Here is a 25,635-nt window from a genome sequence, read left to right as displayed (position 1 = left end):
CTGTCCCCGCTACTGAAATCGCAGCACCGCCACAGCTGATCCTCGCCACCGACCTCGATGGCACCTTCCTTGCCGGCAGCGCCGCGCAACGGCACCGCCTCTACCGGTTGATCGACCAGCATCCCGGCATCTCCCTCATTTTCATCACCGGCCGCGGTCTGGAAGCGGTGATGCCGTTGTTGTCCGACCCCTCCATCCCGGTGCCCGATTACATCGTCTGCGACGTCGGCGCCACGGTGGTCGACGGCCACACGCTGCAGCCCGTGCAGCCGTTGCAGTCCATGATCGATGCGCACTGGCCCGGTGAACACGTGGTCGCCGAGGCCATGCGGCCATTCACTGCCCTGCAGCGCCAGGATGTGCCCCAGGAGCGCCGGTGTTCGTATTTCTGCGATCCGGACACGCTGGCGCCACTGCGCGCGCAGATCGAACAGACCGCGCGCGGGCTCGGCTGCGACGTGCTGTACTCGGCTGACCGTTACCTGGACATCCTGCCGCCCGGCACCGACAAGGGCCGCACGCTGGCCGCACTGGCACGTACGCTGGACCTGGAGGTCGATCGCATCCTCGTGGCCGGCGATACGCTCAACGACCTGTCGATGTATGTCGCCGGCTTCCGCGGCGTCTGCGTTGGCCAGTCAGAGGCCGCTCTGCTGGAGGCGACCGACGGGCAGGAGCGCACCCTGCATGCCGAAGCACCCGGCTGCGGCGGCATCCTCGAAGCCATCACACACTTCGGTCTGCTCGACGCCCGTGATCCGCACCTGGCCGCACCGGCGCCGGTGTCCCACGAAGGCGCCAAGCTGCTGATGGTCTATCACCGCATGCCGTTCGATGAGAGCTTCGAAGACGGCAAGCTGGTGCAACGGCCGCCGCGCTCGCCGAATGGCATCATTCCGTCGCTGCTGAGTTTTTTCAAAGGCGGGCAACAGGGCAGCTGGATTGCCTGGGGCATCGACGATCCCAAGCATCGGCCGTTCCAGCGACATGTGACCGTAGACGAAGCGCAGTACCCCACCTTGCGCGCGACACGGGTGCCACTCAGCCGCCAGGAAGTGGACATCTTCTACAAGCGCTTTTCCAAGGAAGCCTTCTGGCCGATGCTGCACGTGTTCTGGGAACGCGCGCGCTTCCGCGAGGATGACTGGCAGGTCTTCCTGAAGGTCAACCGCAAGTTCGCCGAAGCCACCGCCGCCGAAGCCGCCCACGGGGCGACGGTGTGGATCCACGACTACAACCTGTGGATGGTGCCGGCGTACCTGCGCGAGCTGCGCCCGGACGTCAAGATCGCCTTCTTCCATCACACCTATTTTCCTTCCGCGGATGTGTTCAACGTGGTGCCGTGGCGTCGCGAGATCATCGGCAGCCTGCTGGCGTGTGACTACGTGGGCTTCCACATCCCGCGCCAGGTGGAGAATTTCGTCGACGTGGTGCGTGGGGCGGCTCCGGTGGAGCGGCTGGCGTGGGAAAACTGCGCACCCCGCTTCCTTACCTACGGCTGCGCGGTGGGCCTGGACACCATGACCACGCGCCTGCGCGTGGGCGACCGGGAAGTGGCACTGGGCGCACACCCGGTCGGCACCGATCTGGGCCGTATCCACGACACGCTGGCGCGTAGCGATGTGCGCAATGACATCTTCAAGCTGCGCCGCGAAATCGGGGCGCGCAAGCTGGTGCTGTCGGTGGAGCGGCTGGACTACACCAAGGGCACGCTCGCCAAGCTGGAAGCCTTCGAACGCGTGCTGGAGCAGCATCCCGAACAGCAGGGCAAGGTCACGCTGCTGATGGTCTGTGTGCCCGCGGCACGCGAAATGACCATCTACCGCACCCTGCAGAACCAGATCGAGCAGGCCGTAGGTCGCATCAACGGACGCTTCGCGCGGCTGGACTGGACCCCGGTGCGCTTCTTCGCCCAGGCCCTGCCGTTCGAGGAGGTCGTTGCACATTACGCCGCCGCACAGGTGATGTGGATCACCCCGCTGCGTGATGGCTTGAACCTGGTAGCGAAAGAGTTCGTCGCCACGCAAGGCATCGAAGGCAGCAACGGCGTGCTGGTGCTGAGCGAGTTCGCGGGAGCAGCAGCCGAGCTGAAGGGCGCCGTGTTGACCAACCCGCATGATCCGGCCGATCTTGCCGCCGGCTTGATGCAGGCCCTGTCCATGCCGGACGAAGAAGCCGGCGGTCGCCTCCGCCAGTTGTATGGCATCGTCGAACACTACGATGTAGACCGCTGGGGCCGCGATTTCCTCGACGCGGTGGACAAAGCGAGCGCCTGAGCAGGCGCAATGCCGAATCGGCGGCACCGCGCATTACGTGGTGCACTAGGTAGCGCCGAGCCATGCTCGGCGCGCGCGCCGCACGGCCTGCATCAGCCAGCAGGGCGCCAGGCTGTAGTCGCCCAGCCTGGCGCGGCTACAGCCCGGCGCTTACAGGGCGTCAGGCGATCATCCCCTCCGCCAGCGCGGCCACCCGGGCCAGCGCCGCATCGCGCTGGTCACTGTCCACGCTGGCGCCCTGCAGATAAGCGGTGAGCACCCACGCGCTGCCACCGCCCAGCGGCCACAGCACGCCGATGTCGTTGCGCGTGTCCTTGCCGTTGCTGCCGGTCTTGTCACCCACCCGCCATCGTTTGCCGAGGCCCGCACGCAACGTGGCGTCGCCGGTTTCATTGTCGATCAGCCAATCCGCCAACTGCTGCCGCGATGCCGGCTGCAGCGCATCGCCGAGCACGAACCGCTGCAGGCTGGCCGCACTGGCGGCTGGACTGGTGGTGTCGCGCGGGTCGCCCGGCGTGAACCGGTTGAGCTCCGGCTCGTACCGATCACTGCGGGTCACCGCATCAGCGTGGGAACGCATGAACGCGGTCAGCGCCGGCGGCCCGCCCAGGCGGCGCAGCAGCAGGTTCGCCGCCGGGTTGTCGCTGGTCACCATCGTGGTGCGGCACAGGTCGCGCACGCTCAAGTCCTTGCCCACGTGCCGGCGGGTCGTAGGCGCATGGTCGATCAGGTCCTCTGCGCGCATCGGCAGGCGCTCGTCGAGGAACCCCGGCTGGCCGTCGGCGCGGTGCAGCGCCGCCGCAGCGATCATCCATTTGATCGTGCTGCACATCGGGAAGCGCTCGTCCTGTCGATGCCCGGCGATCACCTTGCCCTGGGCGTCCATCAGGGCCACACCGAGGCGCCCGCCACTGATGCGCTCGAGCGCGTCGAAATCCTTCGCCTCTGCAATGGCGCCTGCGGCGGAAACGGCCGCGGGCGTCCCCGTCGCCGCGGTACGTGCCAACAGGGGAGCAGCAGCCAGCGAGGCGAGTGCAGCGCCCCCTGCCTTCAGGAAACGGCGTCGGTCGGTCATGGGAAATCTCCAGTGCGATGAAACGTGAGTATCGAAGGGAACATGCAGCGCAACCAGCTGATAGTTTCAGCAGGAGCCATGAGCCAGATGAATGCCTTCTGCCATAACCCACCCTGAAAATCGGCGCATTGAATCTAGAATGAGTGAATTCCATAACCCTTGCTCACGGCTCCCCTATGCTGCGTTCCCAGCTTCCGCTTGCCGCGCTGCGTGCGTTCGAAGCTGCCGCACGCCACCAGAATCTCACCCGTGCCGCCTTGGAGCTGTGTGTCAGTCAAGCCGCATTGAGCCACCAGATCCGGCAGCTCGAAGGCCGCTTGGGTACGCGGCTTTTCCACCGCTTGCCACGCGGCGTTGCACTGACCGACGAAGGGGCCGCGTTGTATCCCGTGCTGAACGAGGCCTTCGACCGCATCGGGGCGGCGGTGGCGCGATTCGGTGGCGCCAGCGGCAGGCGGGATGTGCTCACCATCGGGGTGGTCGGCACATTCGCGTGCGGTTGGCTGTTGCCACGCCTGTCCTCGTTCGAGAGCGCTCACCCGCACATCGAGCTGCGCGTGCAGACCCATAACAACCGGATCGACCTGGCCGGGGAAGGTCTCGATCTGGCCATCCGCTTCGGTGACGGAGACTGGCAGGGGCAGGAGTGCACACAGGTGCTCGACGCGCCATTCGCGCCACTCTGCGCACCCACAGTGGCGCGTCGGCTGCACAGCCCGCGTGATCTCGCCCAACTCACCTTGCTGCGTTCGTACCGCAGCGATGAGTGGCCCTGCTGGCTGCAGGCCGCCGGCGTGCAAGGCGTGGAAGCGCGCGGCCCGGTCTTTGATTCCTCGTTGACCCTGGCGGCGGCAGCGGCAGGAGGCACTGGTGTGGCCCTGCTGCCGTTATGCATGTTCGAGCAGGAACTGGCCGAGGGTCGTCTCCTGCAACCGTTCCCGCAGACCGTCGCGCTGGGCAGTTACTGGCTGGCGCGCCTGCGCTCGCGGCCGGAGCGCGAGCCCGCCGCGCGCTTCCGGGAATGGCTGCAGAGCGCGTGATGCGGGGTGAGGTGAGGTGAGGGTGCGGGCGTGGTCGTGATCGGCGTCGGCATCCGCGTCGTGGACGGGGTCGTGGACGGGGGCGGGGGCGGCGTCGTGGACGGGGTCATGCGCGGCGTCGGGGGCGGCGTCGGGCTCCTGGTAGAGCCGACTTCAGTCGGCTGCTCTTTCCTGCCGACTGACATTAGTTCTTACGGGGCAGCCGACTGAAGTCGGCTCTACCCCCGGCTCTACCGCCAGCGTCAGCGCCACCATCAGCGCCGCCGCGGCTCAGCCGTCCAGCAGCGCCATCCAGGCCGCTTCCGCCTTTTCCAGCTGGGCGGCGGTGGTTTCGCGGTCGCGTCCCAGCACCGCCATCCGCGTCGGATCGGCGTAGCTGGCCGGGTCGGCCAGCTGGCGGTCCAACTCGGCCAGGCTGGCTTCAAGCTCAGCCACCTTGGCCTCTGCAGCGGCCAGCTTGTGCGGGTTCGGTGCCTTCTTCTGCACGACCTGGGCGACCGGCTCGGTCTTGACCGCAGCGGCGGCCGGCTCGGGCAGCTTGCCCTTGGTGCCCTGCGCCTGCGGGCGGGTGCGCAGCCACGATGCATATTCATCCAGATCGCCATCGAACGGCTCGACCACGCCATCGGCCACGCGCCAGAACGTATCGCAGACCAGACCGATCAGATGGCGGTCATGCGACACCATCACGATCGCGCCTTCAAAGTCACTCAGCGCCTCGGCCAACGCTTCGCGCATTTCCAGATCAAGGTGATTGGTCGGCTCGTCGAGCAGCAGCACGTTCGGCTGCTGGTAAGCGATCAGTGCCAGCGCCAGGCGCGCTCGCTCGCCACCGGAGAATCCATCCACCGGCTCGAAGGCACGGTCGCCGGCGAAATTCCACTTGCCGAGGAAATCCCGGAACGACTGGTTCGGCGCATCCGGCGCGATGTCGCGGAAGTGCTCCATCGGCGATTGCCCTTCGTGCAGCGATTCCACCGTGTGCTGGGCGAAGTAGCCGATGCGCAGGTCCGGATGGGCCGCGCGGTCGCCCGCGATCGGGTTCAGTTCGCCCACCAGGGTTTTCACCAGGGTGGTCTTGCCGGCGCCGTTCGGGCCCAGCAGGCCGATGCGCTGGCCCGCCTCCAGGCCGAAGCCCACATCGTGCAGGATCACCGAGTCGGCGCCGTAGCCGGCCTCGACATGGTTCAGCCGGATCAGCGAGAACGGCAGCTTCGCGGGCGGGGCGAACTCGATGCGGAACTCCCGCTCGGCGCGCACGGCTTCGGTGCCGGCCATCTTCGCCAGTCGCTTCATGCGGCTCTGTGCCTGCGCGGCCTTCGACGCGGTCGCCTTGAAGCGGTCGATGAAGCTCTGCAGGTGGGCGCGCTCGTTCTGTTCTTTCTCGTGCGCGATCTGCTGCTGGCGCAGCTGTTCGGAACGCTGCCGCTCGAAATCGGTGTAGCCGCCCGGGTACAGCTTGGCGCCCCCGTTATGCAGGTGCAGGGTATGGGTGGCGACGTTGTCGAGGAACTCGCGGTCATGCGAGATCAGCAGCAGCGTGCCCGGATACTTCAACAGCCACTGCTCCAGCCAGTACACCGCGTCCAGATCCAGATGGTTGGTCGGCTCATCGAGCAGCAGCAGGTCGCTGGGCATCATCAGCGCGCGCGCAAGGTTCAGGCGCACGCGCCAGCCGCCGGAGAACGAGGACACCGCACGGTGGTGCGTTTCAGCGGGAAAGCCCAGGCCGTGCAGCAGCTTGCCAGCGCGCGCTTCGGCGTCGTAAGCGCTGACTTCAGCCATCTTCGTGTGCGCCTCGGCCACCGCTTCCCAGTCTTCACGCGCGGTGGCGGCGGCTTCTTCGGCCAGTACCGCAGCAACCGCCACGTCGCCGCCCAGCACGAAGCTCAGCGCGGGGTCGGGCAACGACGGGGTTTCCTGCGCCACGCTGGCGATGCGCACCCGGCCAGGCAGCTCGACATCGCCTTTGTCAGCTTCCAGTTCGCCCTGCACGGCTGCGAACAGACTGGACTTGCCAGCGCCGTTGCGGCCCACCACGCCCACCCGGTAACCGGCATGCAGGGTCAGGTCGACGTTGGACAACAGCAGCCGCTCGCCGCGGCGCAAGGCGAAATTACGGAGGGAGATCATTGGGGGAGGTCCATATAACGGAATGGAATGTGCTGGTGAGCACCTTTCCTGCGACGCAATTCTAACGTTAACGAATACTTGACGTATCCCGGGGGCACGCCAAGGGCGCCTCTCTCTCTCCCACGGAGGGTGTCACACGGCTCCCGGGCCCCTCTCCCCCACTCCTGCCAGAACCGCTAAACCGTTGCATTTGCAATAGTTTTTGACGTTACCGTCATTTGACAGGGGATTAAATTGTCGTTAATTGCTTGATTGCGCGCCGCAACACGCCGTCCCGCTCCCCGAGATGTCGCCCGGTGCCGCCGCCCCCAACCGGAGCCACGTCCAGATGACCCGCAAGACCCGCCCGCTCGCCGCCGCCATCGCCGTGGTGCTCGCCGCCTCCAGCTTCGCCGCCGCCGCACAGACCGCCAACACCCTCGACACGGTGATCGTCACCGGCACCCGCGTGGCCGACCGTACCGTCGCCGAATCGCAGTCGCCGATCGACATCATCACCCCCGAGGCCCTGCAGTCCACCGGCACCTCCGAGCTGGCCACTGCGCTGTCGCGCGCCCTGCCCTCGCTGAACTTCCCCCGCCCGGCGCTCACCGACGGCACCAGCGGCATCCGTCCCGCCCAGCTGCGCGGCCTCTCGCCGGATCAGGTGCTGGTGCTGGTGGACGGCAAGCGCCGGCACACCTCGGCAATGATCAACGTCAACGGCAGCATCGGCCGCGGCTCGTCGGCGGTGGACATCAATGCCATCCCGATCGGTGCCATCGAGCGGGTAGAAGTGCTGCGTGACGGTGCGTCGGCCCAGTACGGGTCGGATGCCATCGCCGGTGTGATCAACATCGTGCTCAAGGGCAGTGGCACGGGCGGCAGCCTGGCCATCGACCACGGCCAGTACGCGGCGGGCGATGGCAACAAGGACCAGCTGTCCGGCGATGCCGGCTTCACCTTCGGCGACGGTCGCGGTCAGGTGCACGTGGCCGGCCAGTACAGCCAGCAGGACGAAAGCAACCGCGCCGGGCCCTACCAGGGCACCACCCCGAACACTGGCAACTTCCCCGACATCGGTGAGAAGACCTTCGTGGTCGGCGATCCGCAGGTCGATGCCTCGGCGGTGTCGGCCAACGCCAGCTTCGCGTTCAGTGACAACGTCACCGGCTACGCCAACGCGATGCTCAGCAACCGCGACATCACCTCGTTCGCGTTCTACCGCTCGCCCAACCACCTGGGACAGACCGCCCTGCTGGCCCAGGTCTACCCGGACGGCTATGTGCCGCAGATCAACCAGTACTCCAAGGACCGTTCGGTCGTTGCCGGCGTGAAGGGCAGCACGGAAAGTGGCTGGACCTGGGACCTGAGCGCCAACCATGGCGAGAACACGCTCGATTTCCACACCCGCAACAGCATCAACTACAGCCTGGTGGCGACCAGCCCGAGTTCCTTCTACGACGGCACGCTGAAGTACACGCAGGACATCTTCAACGCGGACTTCACCAAGTCGCTGGACTGGGGCCTGGCGTATCCGGTCACCCTGTCGTTCGGTGGTGAGTACCGTCGCGAAACCTGGGAACAGCGCCAGGGCGAGCTGAACTCGTACACCGGCAGCGGTGCGCAGGGCTTCGGCGGCTTCACGCCGATCAACGCCGTGGACGAAGACCGCCACAACTACGCGGTCTATGCGGGGCTGGAAGCGGACCTGACCGACAAGTTCTCCGCCGGCGTCACCGGCCGCTACGAGGACTACTCGGACTTCGGCGACAAGTTCTCCGGCAAGCTGTCGGCGCGCTACGCGTTCACCGACAAGGTGGCCCTGCGTGCTACCGCGTCCAGTGGCTTCCGCGCCCCGTCGCTGGCCCAGCAGAGCTACCAGGCCGTGACCAGCACCATCGTCAACGGCAACTTCGTCGAGCGTGGCACCTTCCCCGCGGGCAGCGCCGCCGCGCAGGCACTGGGTTCGGCACCCCTGAAGGCCGAGACTTCCACCTCCTATAGCGTCGGCCTGGTGCTGCAGCCGGTGGATCGCCTGTACCTGACCGTGGATGCGTACCAGATCGAGATCGATGACCGTATCGCGTTGTCGTCCAACATCACCACCACCGGCAACACGGCGGTCGCCGACCTGCTGACCGGCCTTGGCCTGCCGCAGGTGACGGCGTTCTCGTACTTCACCAACGGCCTGGACACCCGCACGCGCGGTGTCGATGCGGTGGCCAGTTACACCGTGCCGTTCACCGCCAGCAGCCTGGAACTGACCGCGGCCTACAGCTACAACGACACGGAGGTGCAGAAGTTCGATGCCTCACCGGCCACCTTCCAGGCGCTGGGCATCACCCAGGCGCTGATCGGCCGCGATGAGATCGGCCGTATCGAAGACAGCTTCCCGCGCGACAAATCGATCGTCAGCGGTACGTGGCGTTCGGATCACTGGGAGCTGGGCCTGGCCGCCACGCGTTACGGCAGCTTCACCGTGCGCAACTCCGCCACCGCCACCCGCGACCAGACCTATGACGCGAAATGGGTGCTGGATGCATCGGCCAGCTACAAGCCCAGCGACAACTGGACCCTGACCCTGGGGGCCGACAACCTGCTGGACGAATACCCCGACCGCACCGTCGACCTGCAGAACTCCACCTGGGGCATGCTGCCGTACAGCAACTATTCGCCGTTCGGCTTCAATGGCGCGTACGTGTACGGGCGCATCCGTTACACCTGGTAACAGGCAGCATGCCGTCGCCCGGCATCACCAGCGTCGACTTCAGCAAACGCCGGGCACTGCCCGGCGTTTGCTGTATCGGCCCCCATCGGTGAAAATCGGGACATCCCCCGATTTGCCTGCGAGACCTGATGCACCATGACACCGACCTGATCAACATCGTCGCCGTTGGCCTCGGGCTCGCCTTCATCTTCGGCGCGCTGGCCAACAAGCTGCGTTTGTCTCCACTGGTCGGGTATCTGGTTGCTGGCATCTGCGTTGGGCCCTTCACTCCCGGCTTTGTCGCCGACCAGGCACTGGCCAACCAGTTGGCCGAACTGGGCGTGATGCTGCTGATGTTCGGCGTCGGCCTGCACTTCTCGCTGAAGGACCTGATGGCCGTCAAAGCCATCGCCATTCCCGGTGCGATCGGCCAGATCCTGGTGGCCACCCTGCTCGGCTGGGGTGTGGCCAGCTTGATGGGGTGGCCCGCCATCCATGGCATCGTGTTCGGCTTCTCGCTGGCCACCGCCAGTACCGTGGTGCTGCTGCGGGCGATGGAAGAGCGCCGTCTGCTGGAAAGCCTGCGTGGCAAGATCGCAGTGGGTTGGCTGATCGTCGAGGATCTGGCCTGCGTGCTGGCCTTGGTGATGATGCCGGTGCTGGCCGGCGTGTTCGGTCCGGATGCCGCGAAGGAAAACCACAGCATCGGCAGCGTGCTGGCCGACATCGGCTGGACCTTCGTGCAGCTGGGGCTGTTCGTAGCGGTGATGCTGGTCGTCGGTCGGCGGGTCATTCCGTGGATCCTTGAGCGTACCGCCGGCACCGGCTCGCGCGAGCTGTTCACCTTGGCCGTGCTGGCCATCGCGCTCGGTGTGGCATTTGGTTCGGCCATGCTGTTCGGCGTGTCCTTCGCGCTCGGCGCGTTCTTCGCCGGCATGCTGTTGAACGAGTCCGAGCTCAGCCACAAGGCCGCTACCGATTCGCTGCCGCTACGCGATGCGTTCGCCGTGCTGTTCTTCGTCTCGGTGGGCATGCTGTTCAACCCTATGATCATCGTCGAGCACCCGTGGCAGGTGCTCGCAACCGTGCTGATCATCATGTTCGGCAAGTCGGCCGCCGCATTCTTCATCGTGCGTGCGTTCGGCCATCCGACCAGTACCGCACTGACCATCTCGGCCAGTCTGGCGCAGATCGGCGAGTTCGCCTTCATCATCGCCGGCCTGGGCGTTGCACTGCAGATCCTGCCGGAGACCGGGCAATCACTGGTGCTGGCCGGTGCGTTGGTGTCGATCATGCTGAACCCGCTGGTATTCGGTCTGCTGGACCGTTGGCAGGCCCGCCAGCTGGCCCTGCAACCGGCCATCGCCGAGGCAGAAGAGGCCGCCGGCCCCTCACGCGACCTGCATGACCACGCCATCGTGATCGGTTACGGCCGGGTGGGCAGCGAGCTGGCCGCCGTACTGCGCGACAAAGGCGTGCCGGTGTTGGTGATCGATGACAACAAGGAGCACGTGGAAAGCGCACATGCGGCCGGCATCGCCGCAATCCGGGGCAGCGCTGCAGCGGACAAGGTGCTGGCCGAAGCCCATCCGGACCGCGCCAAGATCGCGGTGCTGGCCATTCCGCAGCCCCTGGAAGCCGGCGAGGCATTGGCCAAGCTGCGCGCGATCAATCCCGGCCTGACCCTGCTGGCCCGCGCCCACAGCGATGCGGAAGTACGTCACCTGCTGGAACACGGTGCCGACGGCACGGTGATGGCCGAGCGCGAACTGGCGTACTCGCTGGCCGAGATGATCATGTCCACGCCGCCCTATCGCACCATGGGTCAGCCACACCCCATCCCGGTGGTGTGAGCCGCCGAAGCGGCCTGCCGTGGGGGTAGAGCCGACTTCAGTCGGCTGGCTTGAAGGTAGAGCCGACTTCAGTCGGCTGGGGGGATGCAAGCCGACTGAAGTCGGCTCTACCGTCCCGGTGAGATGGAAGCCGACTGAAGTCGGCTCTACCGTCCGGCGTGATGGAAGCCGACTGAAGTCGGCTCTACCGCGTCACTGCAGCGGGATGCAGATGTCCGCACGCAGGATCGCTTCGGGCACTTCTTCCGGGTCGTCCAGGTACTGGTAATACAACGGCGCATCGCGCAGCGCGCGTCCGCTGTCGGGCAGCCAGTGGCGCAGCAGCACGTCAGTGGCCGTTTCCAGTCCTGCGTAACTGCCCACGTGCCGCAGCACGGCGTGGTCGCCACCGCCGAGTGTCATCACCCGCAACGGTGCAGGCACCTGCCCCTGCAGCGGACCGAAGCCCATCGCGCAGTCGAACAGGCACGCATCCGGCAGCACATCACGGTGGTCGTTCAGTGCGATGCCCGCCAGCTGCTGCAACTGCTCGGCAAGCCCTTCCCCCGCAGCCCACGCATGGATCCGACCGAAGGCCTGGTCCAGATCGTCGAACGCACCGCGCGTGCGCAACACCACGACATCGAACGGATCCAGCGCCGTCACCCGTACCTGCAACGGAACCCGGTCATCGACCGCGTCGCCGGCTGGCAGCGATAGCCGCTGCTGCCAATCGCCGCGCAGCACCGCATCGTCGCGGAGTGCGCTGGGGGTCGCCTGCAGTGCCTGGCGGCAGGCACGTGCCAGAGCCTGCGGGCTTTCGTAGCCCACGCTCAGGGCGACATCCGTGATGCGGCTTTCCGCCAGCGCCAGCAACTGAAGTGCCTGCAGCAGCCGCAGGCGCGCCACGGTGCGCCCCGGCGTTTCCCCGGTCAACGCGCGGTACAGGCGGTGGAAGTGGAACGGCGATTGATGAGCGATCGACGCCAGCGTTTCCAGCTCCGGCAAGGGCGTGCCTGCGCGCAGGCAGGCTTGGAGATGTTCGATCACGCGGTCGATTCCGTGGCGCTGGCGCAGCTGGGCGAGGTGGCTCATGTCGGGTTCCCGTTGGAAGGCTGCGTGCAGGATGCAGGGGATACGGCCCAGGCGCGTGCCCGATCTTGCGCAATGGCAGCATGACCGAGCCTGACAAAAAATGCGCATCTGCATCATCAGGTCGCATTCGCCCCTATCTGCACCGGCGTGGCGCACGCCAACCTGCAGCCTTGTCCAGGAAAGGATCAGACACGATGCCTGTCGACCAGGTCAGTGCGGCACGACGCACACAGGGCGCATTCCAGAACCGCCACCACGGCGCCGCGCCCGCCTCTCGCGAATCCCGCAAGCACGCCGCATGGGGCCAGCATGGCCCTGCCCTGCGCGTGGGCAACCATCCGGCGCAGCTGCTCACCGCCGCCTTGCTGCTCACCGCCCTGGTGCCTGCGGCGCAGGCCATACCGGAGTACACCACGGTACCAGGTACTGCCCCGCCAGCAGGGTGCGGCGGCATCAGGTCAATCGGCAATGCCGCGCTGGGCGCGTGCGTGCTGGCGCCCCGCACCTGCGCGGCCGCCACGATGCTGGGCACGCTGGGCTTTTTCGGCGGGCTGGTTTACCTCAATGCACAGAGCGGCTTCCAGCCTTCCCGTGAGACATGGGACTTCGGGCGGCCGCCGCGGCCCGTGCCTCCGCATCTGCCCTCGCCCAGCGTCCCTATCCGCGACCAAGTGCAGCAGACGGTACAACAGGCCAGCGTGGTATCGGCCGATGGCACCTCCTCGCCGATGGAAGCGGCACTGCTGCAGGTCGCGCGCGATTGCGGGGGTGACCGTGCCTGCCGCGCCGAGGCCATCAACGCGCTGCTGCACTCTTTGCCACCGGCCACGCTGTCCCAGCTGCAGCAGATGGTGGCGCGCACGGTCGCACCGTCGACGCCGTCGGTGCAGGACGGCTGGCCACTAGCAGGCGCAGACGCGGCGGCCTTGCCCGCCGACAGCACGCTGCTTGAGCTGGCCGACGTGCTTGCCGGTCTGTATACGCCCAGCGTGGCCGCGTTCCAGGACGACATTGAATTCATCGTGGCCAGCACCGCCAGCGTCCCCAGTGGACGGCAGGGCACCGCAGACGACATCCAGCAGCGCTGGAAAGAGGCCAATGGACGGAGGCTGGAGGCTATCGCCCGTCTACTGGAGCGTGACGCCGGACCGGTGACGCGGGTGCCGTACGTTCTGCATGGACTGCAGCATCTGGGCATTGCCGATGGCAGCGAAGCCTTCAATCTGCAGGTGACGTTGCCGACGGCCGCTGCGGCCCCCCCTGCGAAGCGGCTGCTGCTGGTTGCCCATGGCGATATGATCGGACGCTCCCGGGGCTCGGAAGGGGCCTACGACAATGCATCCGGCGTTGCGACGCTGCTGCACATCGCCCGCCAGGTGAAAGAGGACCCGTCCCTCGCCGGCACCCAGGTCGAATTGCTGGTCACCTCCAACGAAGAACTCGGCTTCCTGGGTGCGCGCGCGTACGTGGACGAATGCCTGCAGCGGGACGACTGCCCGACCTTCGTCATCAACGTGGACATGACCGGTCGCGGCGGGCACGGCTATGCGCTGACCGGCACCGATGGGCTGGCTGGCTCGCCGCATCTGGGCAAACCCACGATGTACCTGCGTGCGCCGGCGGTCAGTCCGGTGGAGCAGCAGGCGCGTGAGCAGCTCGAACAGCGCCTGGCCACGCAGGGCTTCGTACCTGCGTCCCCCGATCACAGCCCGTGGATCACATCGGACAATATCGCATTCCAGAACGCCTCCATCCCCTGCCTCGCCGTTACCCAGGTGAGCGCCGCAGATGCCGCGCTGTGGAGACAATTGGAGGACGCTCGCAAGACATGGCAGGCGCGTGATGCCGAAGTGGATTGGCGCGCTTGGCAGGCGCAGAACAGCGGCACGGCCCCGCTGCCCGCAGAGGAGGCGCGCATTCTGAAGACACGCTACCAGGCAGCGGCCAGCGCTTATCACCAGTACAAAGCGCTGCGCGATGCGCACCCCAATGCACCGCCCACGATGATCCACAGCGAACGCGATCGCCTGCACCGCGTCAATCCTGCGATGGCGGTGGACTTCGCCAACGCGCTGCTGGATGGCGTGCGCCACCTTGAATGGAACGCCGATGCCGCTGGCGTGCCCCCCACGACACTCAACAGCTGAGCGTATCCATGCCCATCAATGCCACGCAGGCCCGTCAGCAGCAAGGCGCCTACCAGCGCAAACATCGCGGTTTGGCTGCGCCCTCCCACATTGCGACATGCCAACAGCGCTATGGTCGACAACCGCCGGGACTCAATCTGCAGGGGGCGAGCAACCAGTTGGCGCTTATGCTGCTGTTGAGCACCGCGCTGCCCGCACTCGCCCACCGTCCTGCACCGGCCACGCAGGCGGCGCATCCGCCACCTCGCCCCGCGTCCGGGTGGCCACCCGCCGCGCAGGCGATGGACACCGGCATCGAGCTGCATGACATTAGGGCGGCCGCGGCGCCGGCTGCCGCGCACGACCCGCTGCTGGGCAGTGCTCCGACGGCCGTCGTCAACCTCGCCACTGACGCGGCGGTGGCCACCTGCCTGCGCCATCCCCGGCAGTGCGCTCCGGCTGCAGTGACGGCTGCCGGCGTGACCGCCTTCTGGGCGGCAGCAGCCACGGCCGGCTATCTGCTCCACCGCGACCCGGTCACCGCCGACGGTGCGGCCGAAGCGCCGGCCCCGGTCACGTATCCGCCCCTCCCGCGTTATAGGCTCGATCCGCAGCGGCTGCTGCCGCCGATGCGCTTCAATGTCAGTGACCTGGAACCGGGCATTTCCCCCTGCGTTTCGCTTGGTGCACACGTCAACCGGCGGTGGGAAGAGACGACCACGCTGCAGCCCAGTAGAACCCAGTTGGGCACGCTCGATCACCTGCGCACCAATGCACTGCTGGTCTGCCAGCAGTTGGCCGAACAGATGGCCATCGAGCGGACGCCGGACAAGCCAGCCAAGGTGATCGGTGACCTGTGGGCAACAGGCATGGATGAAGTGGGTATCGAGGTGGCCGACCGCCGGCCTCTGCAACCTGCGCTGGATGCCATCGAAGCGGTAGGGGACACAGACGCGCTCATCGAGTACCTGTTCGATGCATCCCGGCGTGACGCCAATCCATTGTTCACCTTTACCGTGCGTCCCGACTTCGAAGACCCGGCGACCAACATCGGGTATTTCGCGCAATCCGGTCTGGGCCTCCCCAGCAGCGAGTGGTACGACGACCCGCAAAAAGGACGCCTCCTCATCGATGCATACCGCGCGCACGTGGTGGAAACGCTTGTGCTTTCCGGTATGCCCCGCAGTGACGCCGACAGGCTGGCGCCGGAAATCCTACTGATCGAGCGTGAGCTGGCGGCGGCTTCGGTACCTTTCTCCAAACTGGCTACCGATATCTCCGTGTTCCACAACATCGTCACCCCCGAGCAGGCTCGACAACAGACACCCAACCTTGATTGGCGGCGCTTCTTCCACGCCCAGGGTCTGCAGCCACCTGCCACCTTCTCACTGGGCATGCCGACCTTCTTCCAGAAGCTCGATACCCTGCTCAAGGACATGCCACTGGAGACCTGGAGGGCCTACCTGCGCTTCCATGCCACCGACGACGCGGCTCCGTGTCTGTCCACCGCCTTCGTCGACACCCATGATGCGTTTCATGGCGGGGTGATCAAGGGCCGCAGATCCCGCGTGCCCCGCTTTGCGCGGATACTCGGCATGATCCAGCAGGCAGCAGGGGACGCGATGGGCCCGGCCTACGCGCAGGTTGCGTTTCCCGCTGATACTGCACGTTCATTGCAGACCATTACCCAGCAGCTGACCTCTGCGCTGAAAAACAGGATCGCCCAGTGTGACTGGATGGACGCTGAGACCCGCGAAAGGGCGATGCAGAAAGCGAACACGCAGCGCATCGAGGTCGGCCATCCCAGCCAATGGCCGGTTTGGAGCGATGTCGGCACCGGGCGCAACTCGTTCCTGGAAAACATGCAGGCCGTGCGGGCACATGCCCAGCGTCGCAATGGGGCCCAGTTGGGCCAGCCCGCCGATCACCACCATTGGAAGCTGACGCCGCAGACAGTGAACGCCTACCAGGACGTCTCGCTGAACCTGATCGCGATCCCGGCCGCACTGCTGCAGCCTCCCTTCCATGACGCCAACGCCGACGCCGCCCTCAACTACGGAGGCATCGGCGCGATCATCGGCCACGAAATCGCCCACGGATTCGACACGGTCGGCACCTCCTTCGACGAGCGTGGTCACGAAGGCGATTGGCTTACGCCCTACAGCCGGCAGCAGTTCGACGCACGCGCAGACCGGCTTGCCCGGCAGTTCAGCGGTTACGAGGGTGACGGTGAAGCGGTGGACGGTGAGTTGACCCTTGATGAGAACCTGGCGGACCTGGGTGGGCTCTCCATCGCATTGCAGGCAATGCGGCAGGCGACGGCGGGGACGCCGGATCCGATGATCGATGGCAAGACCCGCGAGCAGCGATTCTTCATCGCCTACGCGATGGCACGTCGAGCCATTTCAACTCCGCAGCGGGCTGAGCTTGATCGCGCCATCGACAATCATCCGCCTGAACCTGTGCGCGCAGACGGTGCGCCGTCGAACATGCGGGAGTTCAGCACAGCCTTCAACTGCACCGCCGGCATGGCTATGGCAGGGCCTGCCGACCAGCAGATTCGTTTTCTCTGATCCTCTGACCTCAGCTGCAGCGGCCAGGTAGACCCTGGCCGCTGCAGCGCATGTTCAACGCACGCTGAAATGCAACCTGCCGTTCTCGGCTTCTACGCCAATCGTGTCGCCGCTACTGAACTCACCTGACAGGATTTTCTGCGCCAGGGGGTTCTCCAGCTGCGACTGGATCGCGCGCTTCAACGGCCGCGCCCCGTAGACGGGATCGAAGCCCGCTGTGCCCAGTGATTCGAATGCCGCGTCGCTGACCTGCAGCTTCAAGCCGCGCTCGGCCAGCCGCGATTCCAGGCCACGCATCTGGATCCGCGCGATCTGCTTGATCTGCTGCTTGTCCAACGGGTGGAACACCACGATGTCGTCCAGCCGGTTGATGAACTCCGGGCGGAAATGCGCCTGCACCACGCCCATCACCGCGGCCTTCATCTGGGTGTAGGCCTCCGGCGAATCATCACCGCTCATGTCCTGGATCTGGTGCGAACCCAGGTTGGACGTCATCACGATGACCGTATTGCGGAAGTCCACGGTGCGGCCCTGGCCATCGGTCAGCCGGCCATCGTCGAGTACCTGCAGCAGGATGTTGAATACATCCGGATGCGCTTTTTCCACTTCGTCCAGCAGGATGATCGAATACGGACGACGACGCACGGCTTCGGTCAGGTAGCCACCCTCTTCGTAACCGACGTAACCGGGAGGCGCACCGACCAGACGAGCGACGCTGTGTTTCTCCATGAACTCGCTCATGTCGATGCGGATCATCGCATCGGTACTGTCGAACAGGAACTCGGCAAGGGCCTTGCACAGCTCGGTCTTGCCCACGCCGGTGGGGCCCAGGAACAGGAACGAGCCACTCGGTCGGTCAGGATCGGACAGACCCGCACGCGAGCGCCGCACCGCATCGGACACAACCTTGATGGCCTCTTCCTGCCCCACCACACGCCGGTGCAGTTCGTCTTCCATCCGCAGCAGTTTCTCGCGCTCGCCTTCCAGCATGCGGTTGACCGGGATACCGGTCCAGCGGGAAACCACCTCTGCGATTTCCTCGGCCGTAACGCGGTCCTGCACCAGCTTGAACTCGGTGTTCTCGGCTTCCTGCGCGGCAGCGAGCTGCTTCTCCAGTTGCGGCAACTGGCCGTACTGGATTTCGCTCATGCGACCAAAATCCTGCCGGCGCTGCGCCGACTCCAGCTCCAGCCGCGCCTGCTCGATCTGCTCTTTGATCCGGGTTGCGCCCTGCAGCGCCGCCTTCTCCGACTTCCAGACTTCGTTGAGGTCTGAGAAATCACGCTCCAGCGCGTCGATGTCGCTCTCGAGGTCCGCCAAGCGCTGCCGGGACGCCTCGTCTTTTTCTTTCTTCAGCATCTCGCGCTGGATCTTCAGCTGGATCAACCGGCGCTCCAGTCGGTCCAGCTCTTCCGGCTTGGAATCGATCTCCATGCGGATGCGCGAGGCGGCCTCGTCCATCAGGTCGATGGCCTTGTCCGGCAGCTGCCGGTCACTGATGTAGCGGTGCGACAGCGTAGCGGCCGCGACGATCGCCGGATCGGTTATCTCCACGCCATGGTGGACCGCGTACTTTTCCTTCAGGCCGCGCAGGATGGCGATGGTGTCCTCCACCGACGGCTCACCCACCAGCACCTTCTGGAAACGACGCTCCAGCGCGGCGTCTTTCTCGATGTACTTGCGGTACTCATCCAGCGTGGTGGCGCCGACGCAGTGCAGTTCGCCGCGCGCAAGCGCCGGCTTGAGCATGTTGCCGGCGTCCATCGCCCCGTCGGCCTTGCCTGCGCCGACCATCGTGTGCAGCTCGTCGATGAACAGGATGACCTGCCCTTCGCTCTTGGCGAGATCATTGAGCACGCCTTTCAGGCGTTCTTCGAATTCACCGCGGAACTTCGCACCGGCGATCAGCGCGCCCATGTCCAGCGACAGCACCCGCTTGCCACGCAGGCCTTCGGGCACCTCATCGTTGATGATGCGTTGGGCCAAACCCTCGACGATGGCGGTCTTGCCCACGCCGGGCTCGCCAATGAGCACCGGATTGTTCTTGGTGCGTCGCTGCAGCACCTGGATGGTGCGTCGGATCTCCTCGTCACGGCCGATCACTGGATCGAGCTTTCCGCTCTCAGCGCGCGCGGTCAGGTCGATGGTGTACTTTTCCAGCGCCTGGCGCTGTTCCTCTGCGCTTTCCGACTGCACCTTCTCGCCGCCGCGCAGCTTGTCGATGGCCGCCTGCAGGCGCGCCTTGTCGGCACCGGCAGCGCGCAGCGCCATGCCCAGGGTGCCGCCATCTTCCAGCGCCGCCAGCACGAACCATTCGCTGGCGATGAAGGCATCGCCCTGCTGCTGTGCCAGCTTGTCGGTGTGGTTGAGCAACCGGTTGAGGTCGTTGCCGATGGACAGGTTACCGGCCTGCCCGGAAACCTTCGGCAATGCCGCCAGCGCCTCGTCCAAGCGCTCACGCAACACGGTCACATTGACGCCCGCCTGGGACAGCAGGGGCCGGGTACTGCCACCGGCCTGGTCGAACAGGGCGCTGAACACGTGCACCGGTTCAACGATGGAATTATCGCGGCCTACGGCCAGCGACTGCGCGTCCGCCAGCGCTTGCTGGAAACGCGAGGTGAGCTTGTCCATCCGCATGTCAGATCCTCGATCATGAGAAGCCGGCCACGCCGGCACTACCCACCAGATGCGGCTGCTGCCGCCGGTTTCAAGGGCATCTGAGATCATCGGCCAGACGGAGGAAACAGGGTGTGCAGGCCATGCTCACCGTTCCCTGCCCTTCCGCGTCACATACTGGCGTCGCCTTCATGACACGGGACCGACATGCATTACGAGCTTTATTACTGGACCGGGATCCAGGGGCGTGGCGAGTTCGTCCGATTGGCGTTGGAGGATGCCGGCGCCGGTTACACCGACATGGCGCGCGAACACGGGGATGAGGTGATGGACGCATTCCTCGCCGGCAAGGCCGAGGGGGGCCGCCCGTTTGCCCCTCCCTTCCTCAAGGCCGGCCGGCAGGTGATCGCACAGGTGGCCGCCATCCTGGATTTCCTCGGCCCCACGCTGGACCTGGTGCCGCATGCCGCATCGCGACGCACGCAGGCCGTGCAGCTTCAGCTGACCATTGCCGACCTGGTCGCCGAGGTGCATGACACCCACCACCCCATCGCGGCGTCGGCGTACTACGAAGACCAGAAAGCCGAGGCGAAGGCGCGGGCAGCTTCGATGCGCGGAGAACGGATGCCCAAGTTCCTCGACTACTTCGAAAACGTGATCAAGGAGAACGGCGGACGGCACCCGCTGCGCGAGCACTCTTACGTCGACCTGTCGCTCTTCCAGCTGCTGAGCGGGCTGGACTACATGTTCCCGCAGCGGATGCGCACGCTGTGGCCTTCGTTGCCACTGCTTGCAGCGCTGAAGGACCGCGTGGAGAAACGGCCGGGCATTGCCGCGTATCTGAAATCCGAGCGGCGCCTGGCCTTCAACACCAATGGCATCTTCCGCCATTACCCGGAGCTGGACGCGCCGGAATGAAACGGTAGAGACGGCCGCTGAGTGTCGGCGCCTGGCGTCGGCGCTTGCCGCTGCGCTCGCCGAGCATGGCTCGGCGCTACCGGTGGCGGAATGACACGGTTACCGATGCCGGAATGGCACGGTAGTGACGGCCGCTGGCCGTCAGCGACCGGCGGTCGTCATGGGCGGGGAACGGGCTGCTTCTGCAGCGACAGCAGGGCCAGCAGCACGGCCAGCGCAACGTAGGCCCCGGCGAACTGCCAGCTGATGATGCGCGCCAGGCCCTGCAGGTCCCACGGCAGGTAGATGCCACCGCGGGGATCCACCGAATGGATCAGCCCGAACAGGGTCAGCCCTGCAGCCACCAGCAGGAAGCCACAGGCCCGGCGCAGGTGCCCGTCGACCATCGCCGCCACCGTGGCGATCCACAGCATCGAGGTGATGATGAAGCCATTGCCCAGCGCGAAGATCACCGCCAGCTCGGGCAGCCCATGCCCATCCACCTTGGTCAGCATGGCCACCAACTGCTCCGGCGCGATCCAGCCTGGCGCCTTGATCGCCAACAGGTAGGCCGCCGATGGCAGGAAACCCAGCACCATCGCACCGGCGTGCTGTTTCGGCGTGGCCTGGAAGGCCTGGGTGGTGATGTCGATGCCCACGTAGACGATGATCGGTGCCAGCACCGCCAGCGGCAGCCACTGCACCAGCCCCGATACGATGCCCAGCATGCCGCCGATTCCGATGAACAGCCCCGTCAGCAGGGTGTAACCGCTACGCGCGCCCATGTGCTTGTACGCCGGCTGGCCGATATACGGCGTGGTCTGTGCAACGCCGCCACAGACACCCGCGACCAGCGTCGCGACGGCTTCCACCAGCAGGATGTCACGCGTGCGGTAGTCATCACCGGCAGCGCGCGCGCTCTCGGACACGTTGATGCCACCGACCACCATCAACAACCCGAACGGCAACAGCAGCGGCAGATAGGTCATCGCCGTCGGCATGCCGTCGAGGAAGCCCAGCGTCGGCAGCGGCAGCACGATCTGCGGCGCTGCCCACACCGGTATCTGGAAGCCGGGCGCACCCAGCCCCGCCATGCCCAGTCCGTAATACAGCGCGGTGCCAAAGACGAAGGCCAGCAGTACGCCAGGCCCGCGCACCGGCAGCTTGCCCTTGGCGATCAGCACATACAGCAGCAGGCCCAGGGTGACGAAGCCGACCAAGGGCGAGCGCAGCGTTTCGAGCAGCGGCAACAGGCCCATCAGCACCAGCGCGATGCCTGCGATGGAGCCCAGCAACGCGGCCCGCGGCAATGCGCGGGTCACCGCTTCGCCGAAGAACGAGAGCACCAGCTTGAGCAGGCCCATGATGACCAGCGAGGCCATGCCCAGTTGCCAGGTAGCAATCGCTGCGGCGTTCGGGTCCATGCCCTGCGCCTTGAAGGCCACGAAGGCCGGCCCCAGTACCAGCAGTGCCATGCCGATGCTGGTCGGCGCGTCGAGCCCGAGCGGCATCGCGGTGACATCGTCGCGCCCGGTGCGCGCTGCCAGCCGCCGCGCCATGACGGTGTACAGGACGTTGCCGACCAGCACACCAAAGGCGGTGCCCGGGAACATGCGGGTGAACACCACCTCGGCCGGGAACTGGAACATCCCCACCAACGCCATGGCGATGAAACCGAGGATGGACAGATTGTCGACCACCAGGCCGAAGAAACCATTGAGATCGCCGGCGACGAACCAGCGCCGCGAAGCGGCAGGAGCAGGAACGGACATGTGGGGGCGGTGGGGGGGTGTGGGGACCGCCGATGGTAGGCCTCGCGAAGCCCGGATGCCAATGATGGTTCGTGCTGAAACATCCCGACCCGGGCATCACCGCGGCCACGGGCCGCACCTTCCTGCACCCGGGCGCAGAGCCCTCCCCTCTCGGGAGGGCTCCGGCGCCAGCTGCCTCAGCGCTTCAGGAAATTGTCCGCCAGCAGGTCCTTGACCTCACCGATACGCCCGGCCAGCACCGCCTTGGCCATGTAGCGCGCGGTGCCCACCACCTGCCCGGCCTCGACCTGCGGCGGCATCACCAGCTCGGTGGGCGTGGTGTGTACATCGAGCAATGCCGGACCGGGGTGTGCCAGCAGGTCCTGCACGGCCAGCGCCAGCTCTTCGCTGCGGGTCACGGTGCGGCCATGGAAACCGATCACCTCGGCGAGCTTGCCGAAATCCGGATTCTTCAACTCGGTGTAGTAGTCCAACAGGCCCTCTACCTTCTGCTCCAGCTCTACGAAGTTGAGCGAGCCGTTGTTGAACACCACGATCTTGATCGGCAGGTTTTCCTGCACCGCGGTCAACAGATCGCCCATCAGCATCGTCAGGCCGCCGTCGCCACACAGGGCGACCACCTGCCGGCCGGGGAAGGCCTTCTGCAGTCCCAGCGCCTGCGGCATGGCGTTGGCCATCGTGCCATGCAGCAGACTGGTCAGCGTACGCCGGCGGCCGTTGACGCGGATATGGCGCAGCAGCCACACCATCGGCGAGCCACAGTCGCCGGTGAACAGCGCATCGTCGGCCGCGTGCTGGTCCAGCAGCGCGGTCAGGTACTGCGGGTGGATCAGGCCCCCTTCACCCGGCGCTTCCTCCGCGGCGCGCTTGGCCAGGGCCTTGTCGCGGTGGCTGATGCACTCATCCAGGAAGTCGCTGTCTTCGCGCGGCGGCAGCATCGGCAGCAACGCCTCCAGCGTAGGCCGGATGTCGCCGACCACACCGAGGTCCACCGGATGGCGCCGGCCCAGATGGCTGCCATCGCGGTCGACCTGGATGATGGTGGCCTTGTCCGGATAGTACTGGCCCCACGCGAAGTCCGCGCCGAGCAGCAGCAACGTGTCGCATTCCATCACCGTGTGGAACCCCGATTCGATGCCGAAGATGCCGGTCATGCCCATGTTGAAGGGATTTTCAGGCTCGACGAAATCCTTGGCCCGCGATGTGTGGGCGATGGGCGCATTGAGCCGCCTCGCCAGCTCCAGCAGCGGCGCATGCGCGCCCTCGCAGCCGGCACCGGCATAGATGCCGATGCGCTTGCCCAGGCCGATCAGCTCGGCGATACGCAGCAGCTCTTCGTCCGACGGACGCAGCACCGGTTGCGCGCGATGCACCGCGAACGGCGGATCGTGCTTGACCGCCTGTTCGCTGATGTCGGACGGCAGGATCACCACCGCCACGCCACGTCGGCTGATCGCCGCCTGGCACGCCAGGGTCACCACGCGGCGCGCCTGCTCGGCGCTGTACACCTGTTCGCAGAACACGCTGCAACTGGCATACACCGCCTTGAAATCGACCTCCTGCGGAAACTCCATGCCCAGTTCGCTGGTAACGATCTGGCTGGCGATCAGGACCATGGGCGCGCGATTGCGATTGTTCTCGAACACGCCGTTGATGAAGTGCAGGCTGCCGGGCCCGCACGACCCCGCGCACGCGGTCAACTCGCCACTGATCAGTGAGTCGGCACCGGCGGCAAACGCGGCCACCTCTTCGTGGCGTACGTGCACCCAGTCGATCTCGCTGCCATGGATTGCCGTGGTGACATGGTTCAAGGTGTCGCCGACAATGCCGTAGCAGCGTCGTACGCCCGCCTGCTGCAGGGTCTCAACAACGATATCGGCGACGCGCTTGCTCATGGCCTTGGCTTCCTGGAGGGGGAACGCCGGAGTCTAAGCCCCCTCCGGTGACACCGCCGTAGGCATGCCGCCGGTCATGGCAAAGCGACGGGCACCCAGCCCAGCACCGGTCCCTTGGATGGATTGCGGTAGCGCACCTGCAGCCAGCTATCGCGCTCGTCCAACAGCTCAACGCGGTCGCCGGCAACCAGATAGCGGCGCGTGCTCGTATCTCCCGGTGCGGCATACAGCGGTTGGCGTGATGCGACAACACGCGCCGTCACGCCCTTCAGGGGCACGCCATGCGCGGGCACTGCCAGGCCACCGGCAACCGCGTTCTCCAGCACGCGACCGTCGGCCGCCAAGGTGCTCCAGACCGCCAGCGGGCCAGCGTCTTCGGCGACGTCGACGTCCAACACCGCCTCAAGCGCTGGCGTCTCCAGCATCATCATCCGCTCGACGCGATACAGGTACAGCGCGTCGCCCGCGTAGCGATAAAGGTCGGTGTACCACATGGGCCCGCCACGGCAGGTACTGACCAGCGTCCGGCTGGACACATCCACCGTGAGCGACCACAACCCATCGCAGTTGGCCTGCGTGCCGGACGGCACGCGCAGCGTCTGCAACCGCCCACTGGCCGCGTCATAGCGGTAGACCGCCACCGCCTCGTTGACCTGCCCCACGCTCGCCCGCACCACGAGATCCAGGTGACCGTCGAAGTCGACGTCCTCATGGTCCAGCCGCGCCTTGCCATCCGCGTCGGCCACACCCGCCACCTGTTGGATCGCACCCGCGCTGCCGATGCGCACCTCGACACCGCCCTCGTCGCGCACCGTCGCCTCGACCGGCACACCCGGTGCGACGTCGAAGCGGATCGATTCGCGGTCCTGTGCACCGACCTCGTCCACGCCACCGGAGCCGCCCAGCACGGCGATCAGCAGCCCATGGCGCAGCGCGTTCAGAAGGACACTTCCACCGGTTGGCGCGACCACAGCACGGACTGGTGCTTGGTCGCGGTTTTCCACGCCAGGCGGATCGCTTCAATGTCGGCACGGCGCTGCGGGCTGTCTTCGTGCAGCACCACCAGCACCTTGGTACGCAGGCGATTGGGTTCCGGGTCACCGCGGAACAGCCACTGACCGTACGCATCGAACACGGTCAAGCCATCGGGGAAGCGCGGCGTCACCTCTTTGTCCAGGAACGCGCGCCACTGCGCGTCACTGATGGTGTTGGCCTGCTCGCGCTCACCTGCACCGCGTTCCTCACCTACGCCGAAGTACAGCTCGCTGCGGACCCACCCGTTGGCGTTGGCCGGACGTGCGGCATCGCCCTGCAGGGCCGCGGTGGCAGACGATGCCGCCGGCGTGCCCGCCGACAAGGTGGTGCACCCGGTGGTCGCCAACGCCAAGGCAATCAGTACGGCAAAACGCTTCATCTTCAACACTCTCCAGAACCCCACGGTAACGCCGAAGTCTCCTCGGCGGACGACACGCAACGACACAGCCTACACAGCCGCACAGGTTGCAACTGCAACCACCCACATGCCAATGCGGCATCAGCTGATGCGATGAAAAAGAGGGACTTGCGTCGCATCTCCCATCACGCCAAGATAATATATCGCTATATCCGGATGG

15 protein-coding genes are annotated in these 25,635 nt (G+C 66.1%); 7 read left to right on the top strand and 8 right to left on the bottom strand.

Annotated elements, in window-relative coordinates; genetic code table 11:
* Positions 1-35 precede the first annotated feature (35 nt).
* Complete coding sequence (gene ggpS, locus IFT65_RS07970; RefSeq protein WP_192081063.1) at positions 36-2,276, top strand: glucosylglycerol-phosphate synthase; 2,241 nt, start codon at positions 36-38, stop codon at positions 2,274-2,276.
* A gap of 160 nt (positions 2,277-2,436) precedes the next feature.
* Here the strand turns inward: ggpS and bla are convergent, their stop codons facing one another.
* Positions 2,437-3,351, bottom strand: coding sequence for a class A beta-lactamase (gene bla / locus IFT65_RS07965; RefSeq protein WP_192081011.1), 915 nt, complete (start codon positions 3,349-3,351; stop codon positions 2,437-2,439).
* A 176-nt stretch (positions 3,352-3,527) separates the two neighbouring features.
* On the opposite strand from bla, the gene IFT65_RS07960 reads away from it, so the two are divergent.
* The gene (locus IFT65_RS07960; RefSeq protein WP_192081010.1) at positions 3,528-4,391 is read left to right on the top strand and encodes a LysR family transcriptional regulator; all 864 of its coding nucleotides are present in this window, start codon (positions 3,528-3,530) and stop codon (positions 4,389-4,391) included.
* Positions 4,392-4,661: 270 nt separating this feature from the next.
* On the opposite strand, the gene IFT65_RS07955 is transcribed toward IFT65_RS07960, so the two are convergent.
* Positions 4,662-6,524, bottom strand: coding sequence for an ATP-binding cassette domain-containing protein (locus IFT65_RS07955; protein ID WP_192081009.1), 1,863 nt, complete (start codon positions 6,522-6,524; stop codon positions 4,662-4,664).
* Positions 6,525-6,852: 328 nt separating this feature from the next.
* On the opposite strand from IFT65_RS07955, the gene IFT65_RS07950 reads away from it, so the two are divergent.
* Together IFT65_RS07950 and ybaL are read left to right on the top strand one after the other, a co-directional pair.
* Entirely contained in the window at positions 6,853-9,234 is a 2,382-nt protein-coding gene (locus tag IFT65_RS07950) for a TonB-dependent receptor (RefSeq protein WP_192081008.1), read from the top strand.
* 128 nt (positions 9,235-9,362) lie between these two features.
* Positions 9,363-11,066, top strand: coding sequence for a YbaL family putative K(+) efflux transporter (gene ybaL, locus IFT65_RS07945; RefSeq protein WP_188324752.1), 1,704 nt, complete (start codon positions 9,363-9,365; stop codon positions 11,064-11,066).
* 192 nt (positions 11,067-11,258) lie between these two features.
* Here the strand turns inward: ybaL and IFT65_RS07940 are convergent, their stop codons facing one another.
* On the bottom strand, positions 11,259-12,140 hold the full coding sequence (locus IFT65_RS07940) for an AraC family transcriptional regulator (RefSeq protein ID WP_192081007.1): 882 nt from the start codon (positions 12,138-12,140) through the stop codon (positions 11,259-11,261).
* A 194-nt stretch (positions 12,141-12,334) separates the two neighbouring features.
* Here IFT65_RS07940 and IFT65_RS07935 point away from each other — a divergent pair, with 194 nt between their 5' ends.
* Positions 12,335-14,287: a M20/M25/M40 family metallo-hydrolase gene (locus IFT65_RS07935; protein WP_192081006.1), complete on the top strand. Its 1,953-nt coding sequence runs from the start codon at positions 12,335-12,337 to the stop codon at positions 14,285-14,287.
* A gap of 167 nt (positions 14,288-14,454) precedes the next feature.
* Positions 14,455-16,839, top strand: a complete 2,385-nt coding sequence (locus IFT65_RS07930; protein WP_192081005.1) for a M13 family metallopeptidase — start codon at positions 14,455-14,457, stop codon at positions 16,837-16,839.
* A gap of 54 nt (positions 16,840-16,893) precedes the next feature.
* Here the strand turns inward: IFT65_RS07930 and clpB are convergent, their stop codons facing one another.
* Positions 16,894-19,479: an ATP-dependent chaperone ClpB gene (clpB, locus tag IFT65_RS07925; RefSeq protein WP_188324756.1), complete on the bottom strand. Its 2,586-nt coding sequence runs from the start codon at positions 19,477-19,479 to the stop codon at positions 16,894-16,896.
* A gap of 186 nt (positions 19,480-19,665) precedes the next feature.
* Between clpB and IFT65_RS07920 the strand changes: the two genes are divergently transcribed.
* A complete protein-coding gene (locus IFT65_RS07920) occupies positions 19,666-20,376 on the top strand; it encodes a glutathione S-transferase (protein WP_192081004.1) in 711 nt (236 codons plus the stop codon).
* 158 nt (positions 20,377-20,534) lie between these two features.
* On the opposite strand, the gene IFT65_RS07915 is transcribed toward IFT65_RS07920, so the two are convergent.
* The 4 genes from IFT65_RS07915 to IFT65_RS07900 form a co-directional block, all read right to left on the bottom strand.
* Complete coding sequence (locus IFT65_RS07915) at positions 20,535-22,127, bottom strand: hypothetical protein (protein WP_192081003.1); 1,593 nt, start codon at positions 22,125-22,127, stop codon at positions 20,535-20,537.
* 176 nt (positions 22,128-22,303) lie between these two features.
* On the bottom strand, positions 22,304-24,022 hold the full coding sequence (locus IFT65_RS07910) for a thiamine pyrophosphate-dependent enzyme (protein WP_188324759.1): 1,719 nt from the start codon (positions 24,020-24,022) through the stop codon (positions 22,304-22,306).
* A 74-nt stretch (positions 24,023-24,096) separates the two neighbouring features.
* Positions 24,097-24,993, bottom strand: a complete 897-nt coding sequence (locus tag IFT65_RS07905) for an SH3 domain-containing protein (RefSeq protein ID WP_342365873.1) — start codon at positions 24,991-24,993, stop codon at positions 24,097-24,099.
* Positions 24,960-25,436 (bottom strand): DUF3574 domain-containing protein, encoded by a 477-nt coding sequence (locus IFT65_RS07900; protein WP_192081002.1) that lies wholly within the window; start codon positions 25,434-25,436, stop codon positions 24,960-24,962. Before IFT65_RS07900 ends, IFT65_RS07905 begins: the two co-directional genes overlap by 34 nt.
* Between the last annotated feature and the right edge of the window lie 199 nt (positions 25,437-25,635).

Source organism: Stenotrophomonas sp. CFBP 13725, from assembly GCF_014841935.1.
GTDB lineage: Bacteria > Pseudomonadota > Gammaproteobacteria > Xanthomonadales > Xanthomonadaceae > Stenotrophomonas.
The sequence above is the reverse complement of the archived record's forward strand: the minus strand, read 5'-3'. Positions and strand labels throughout refer to the sequence as shown.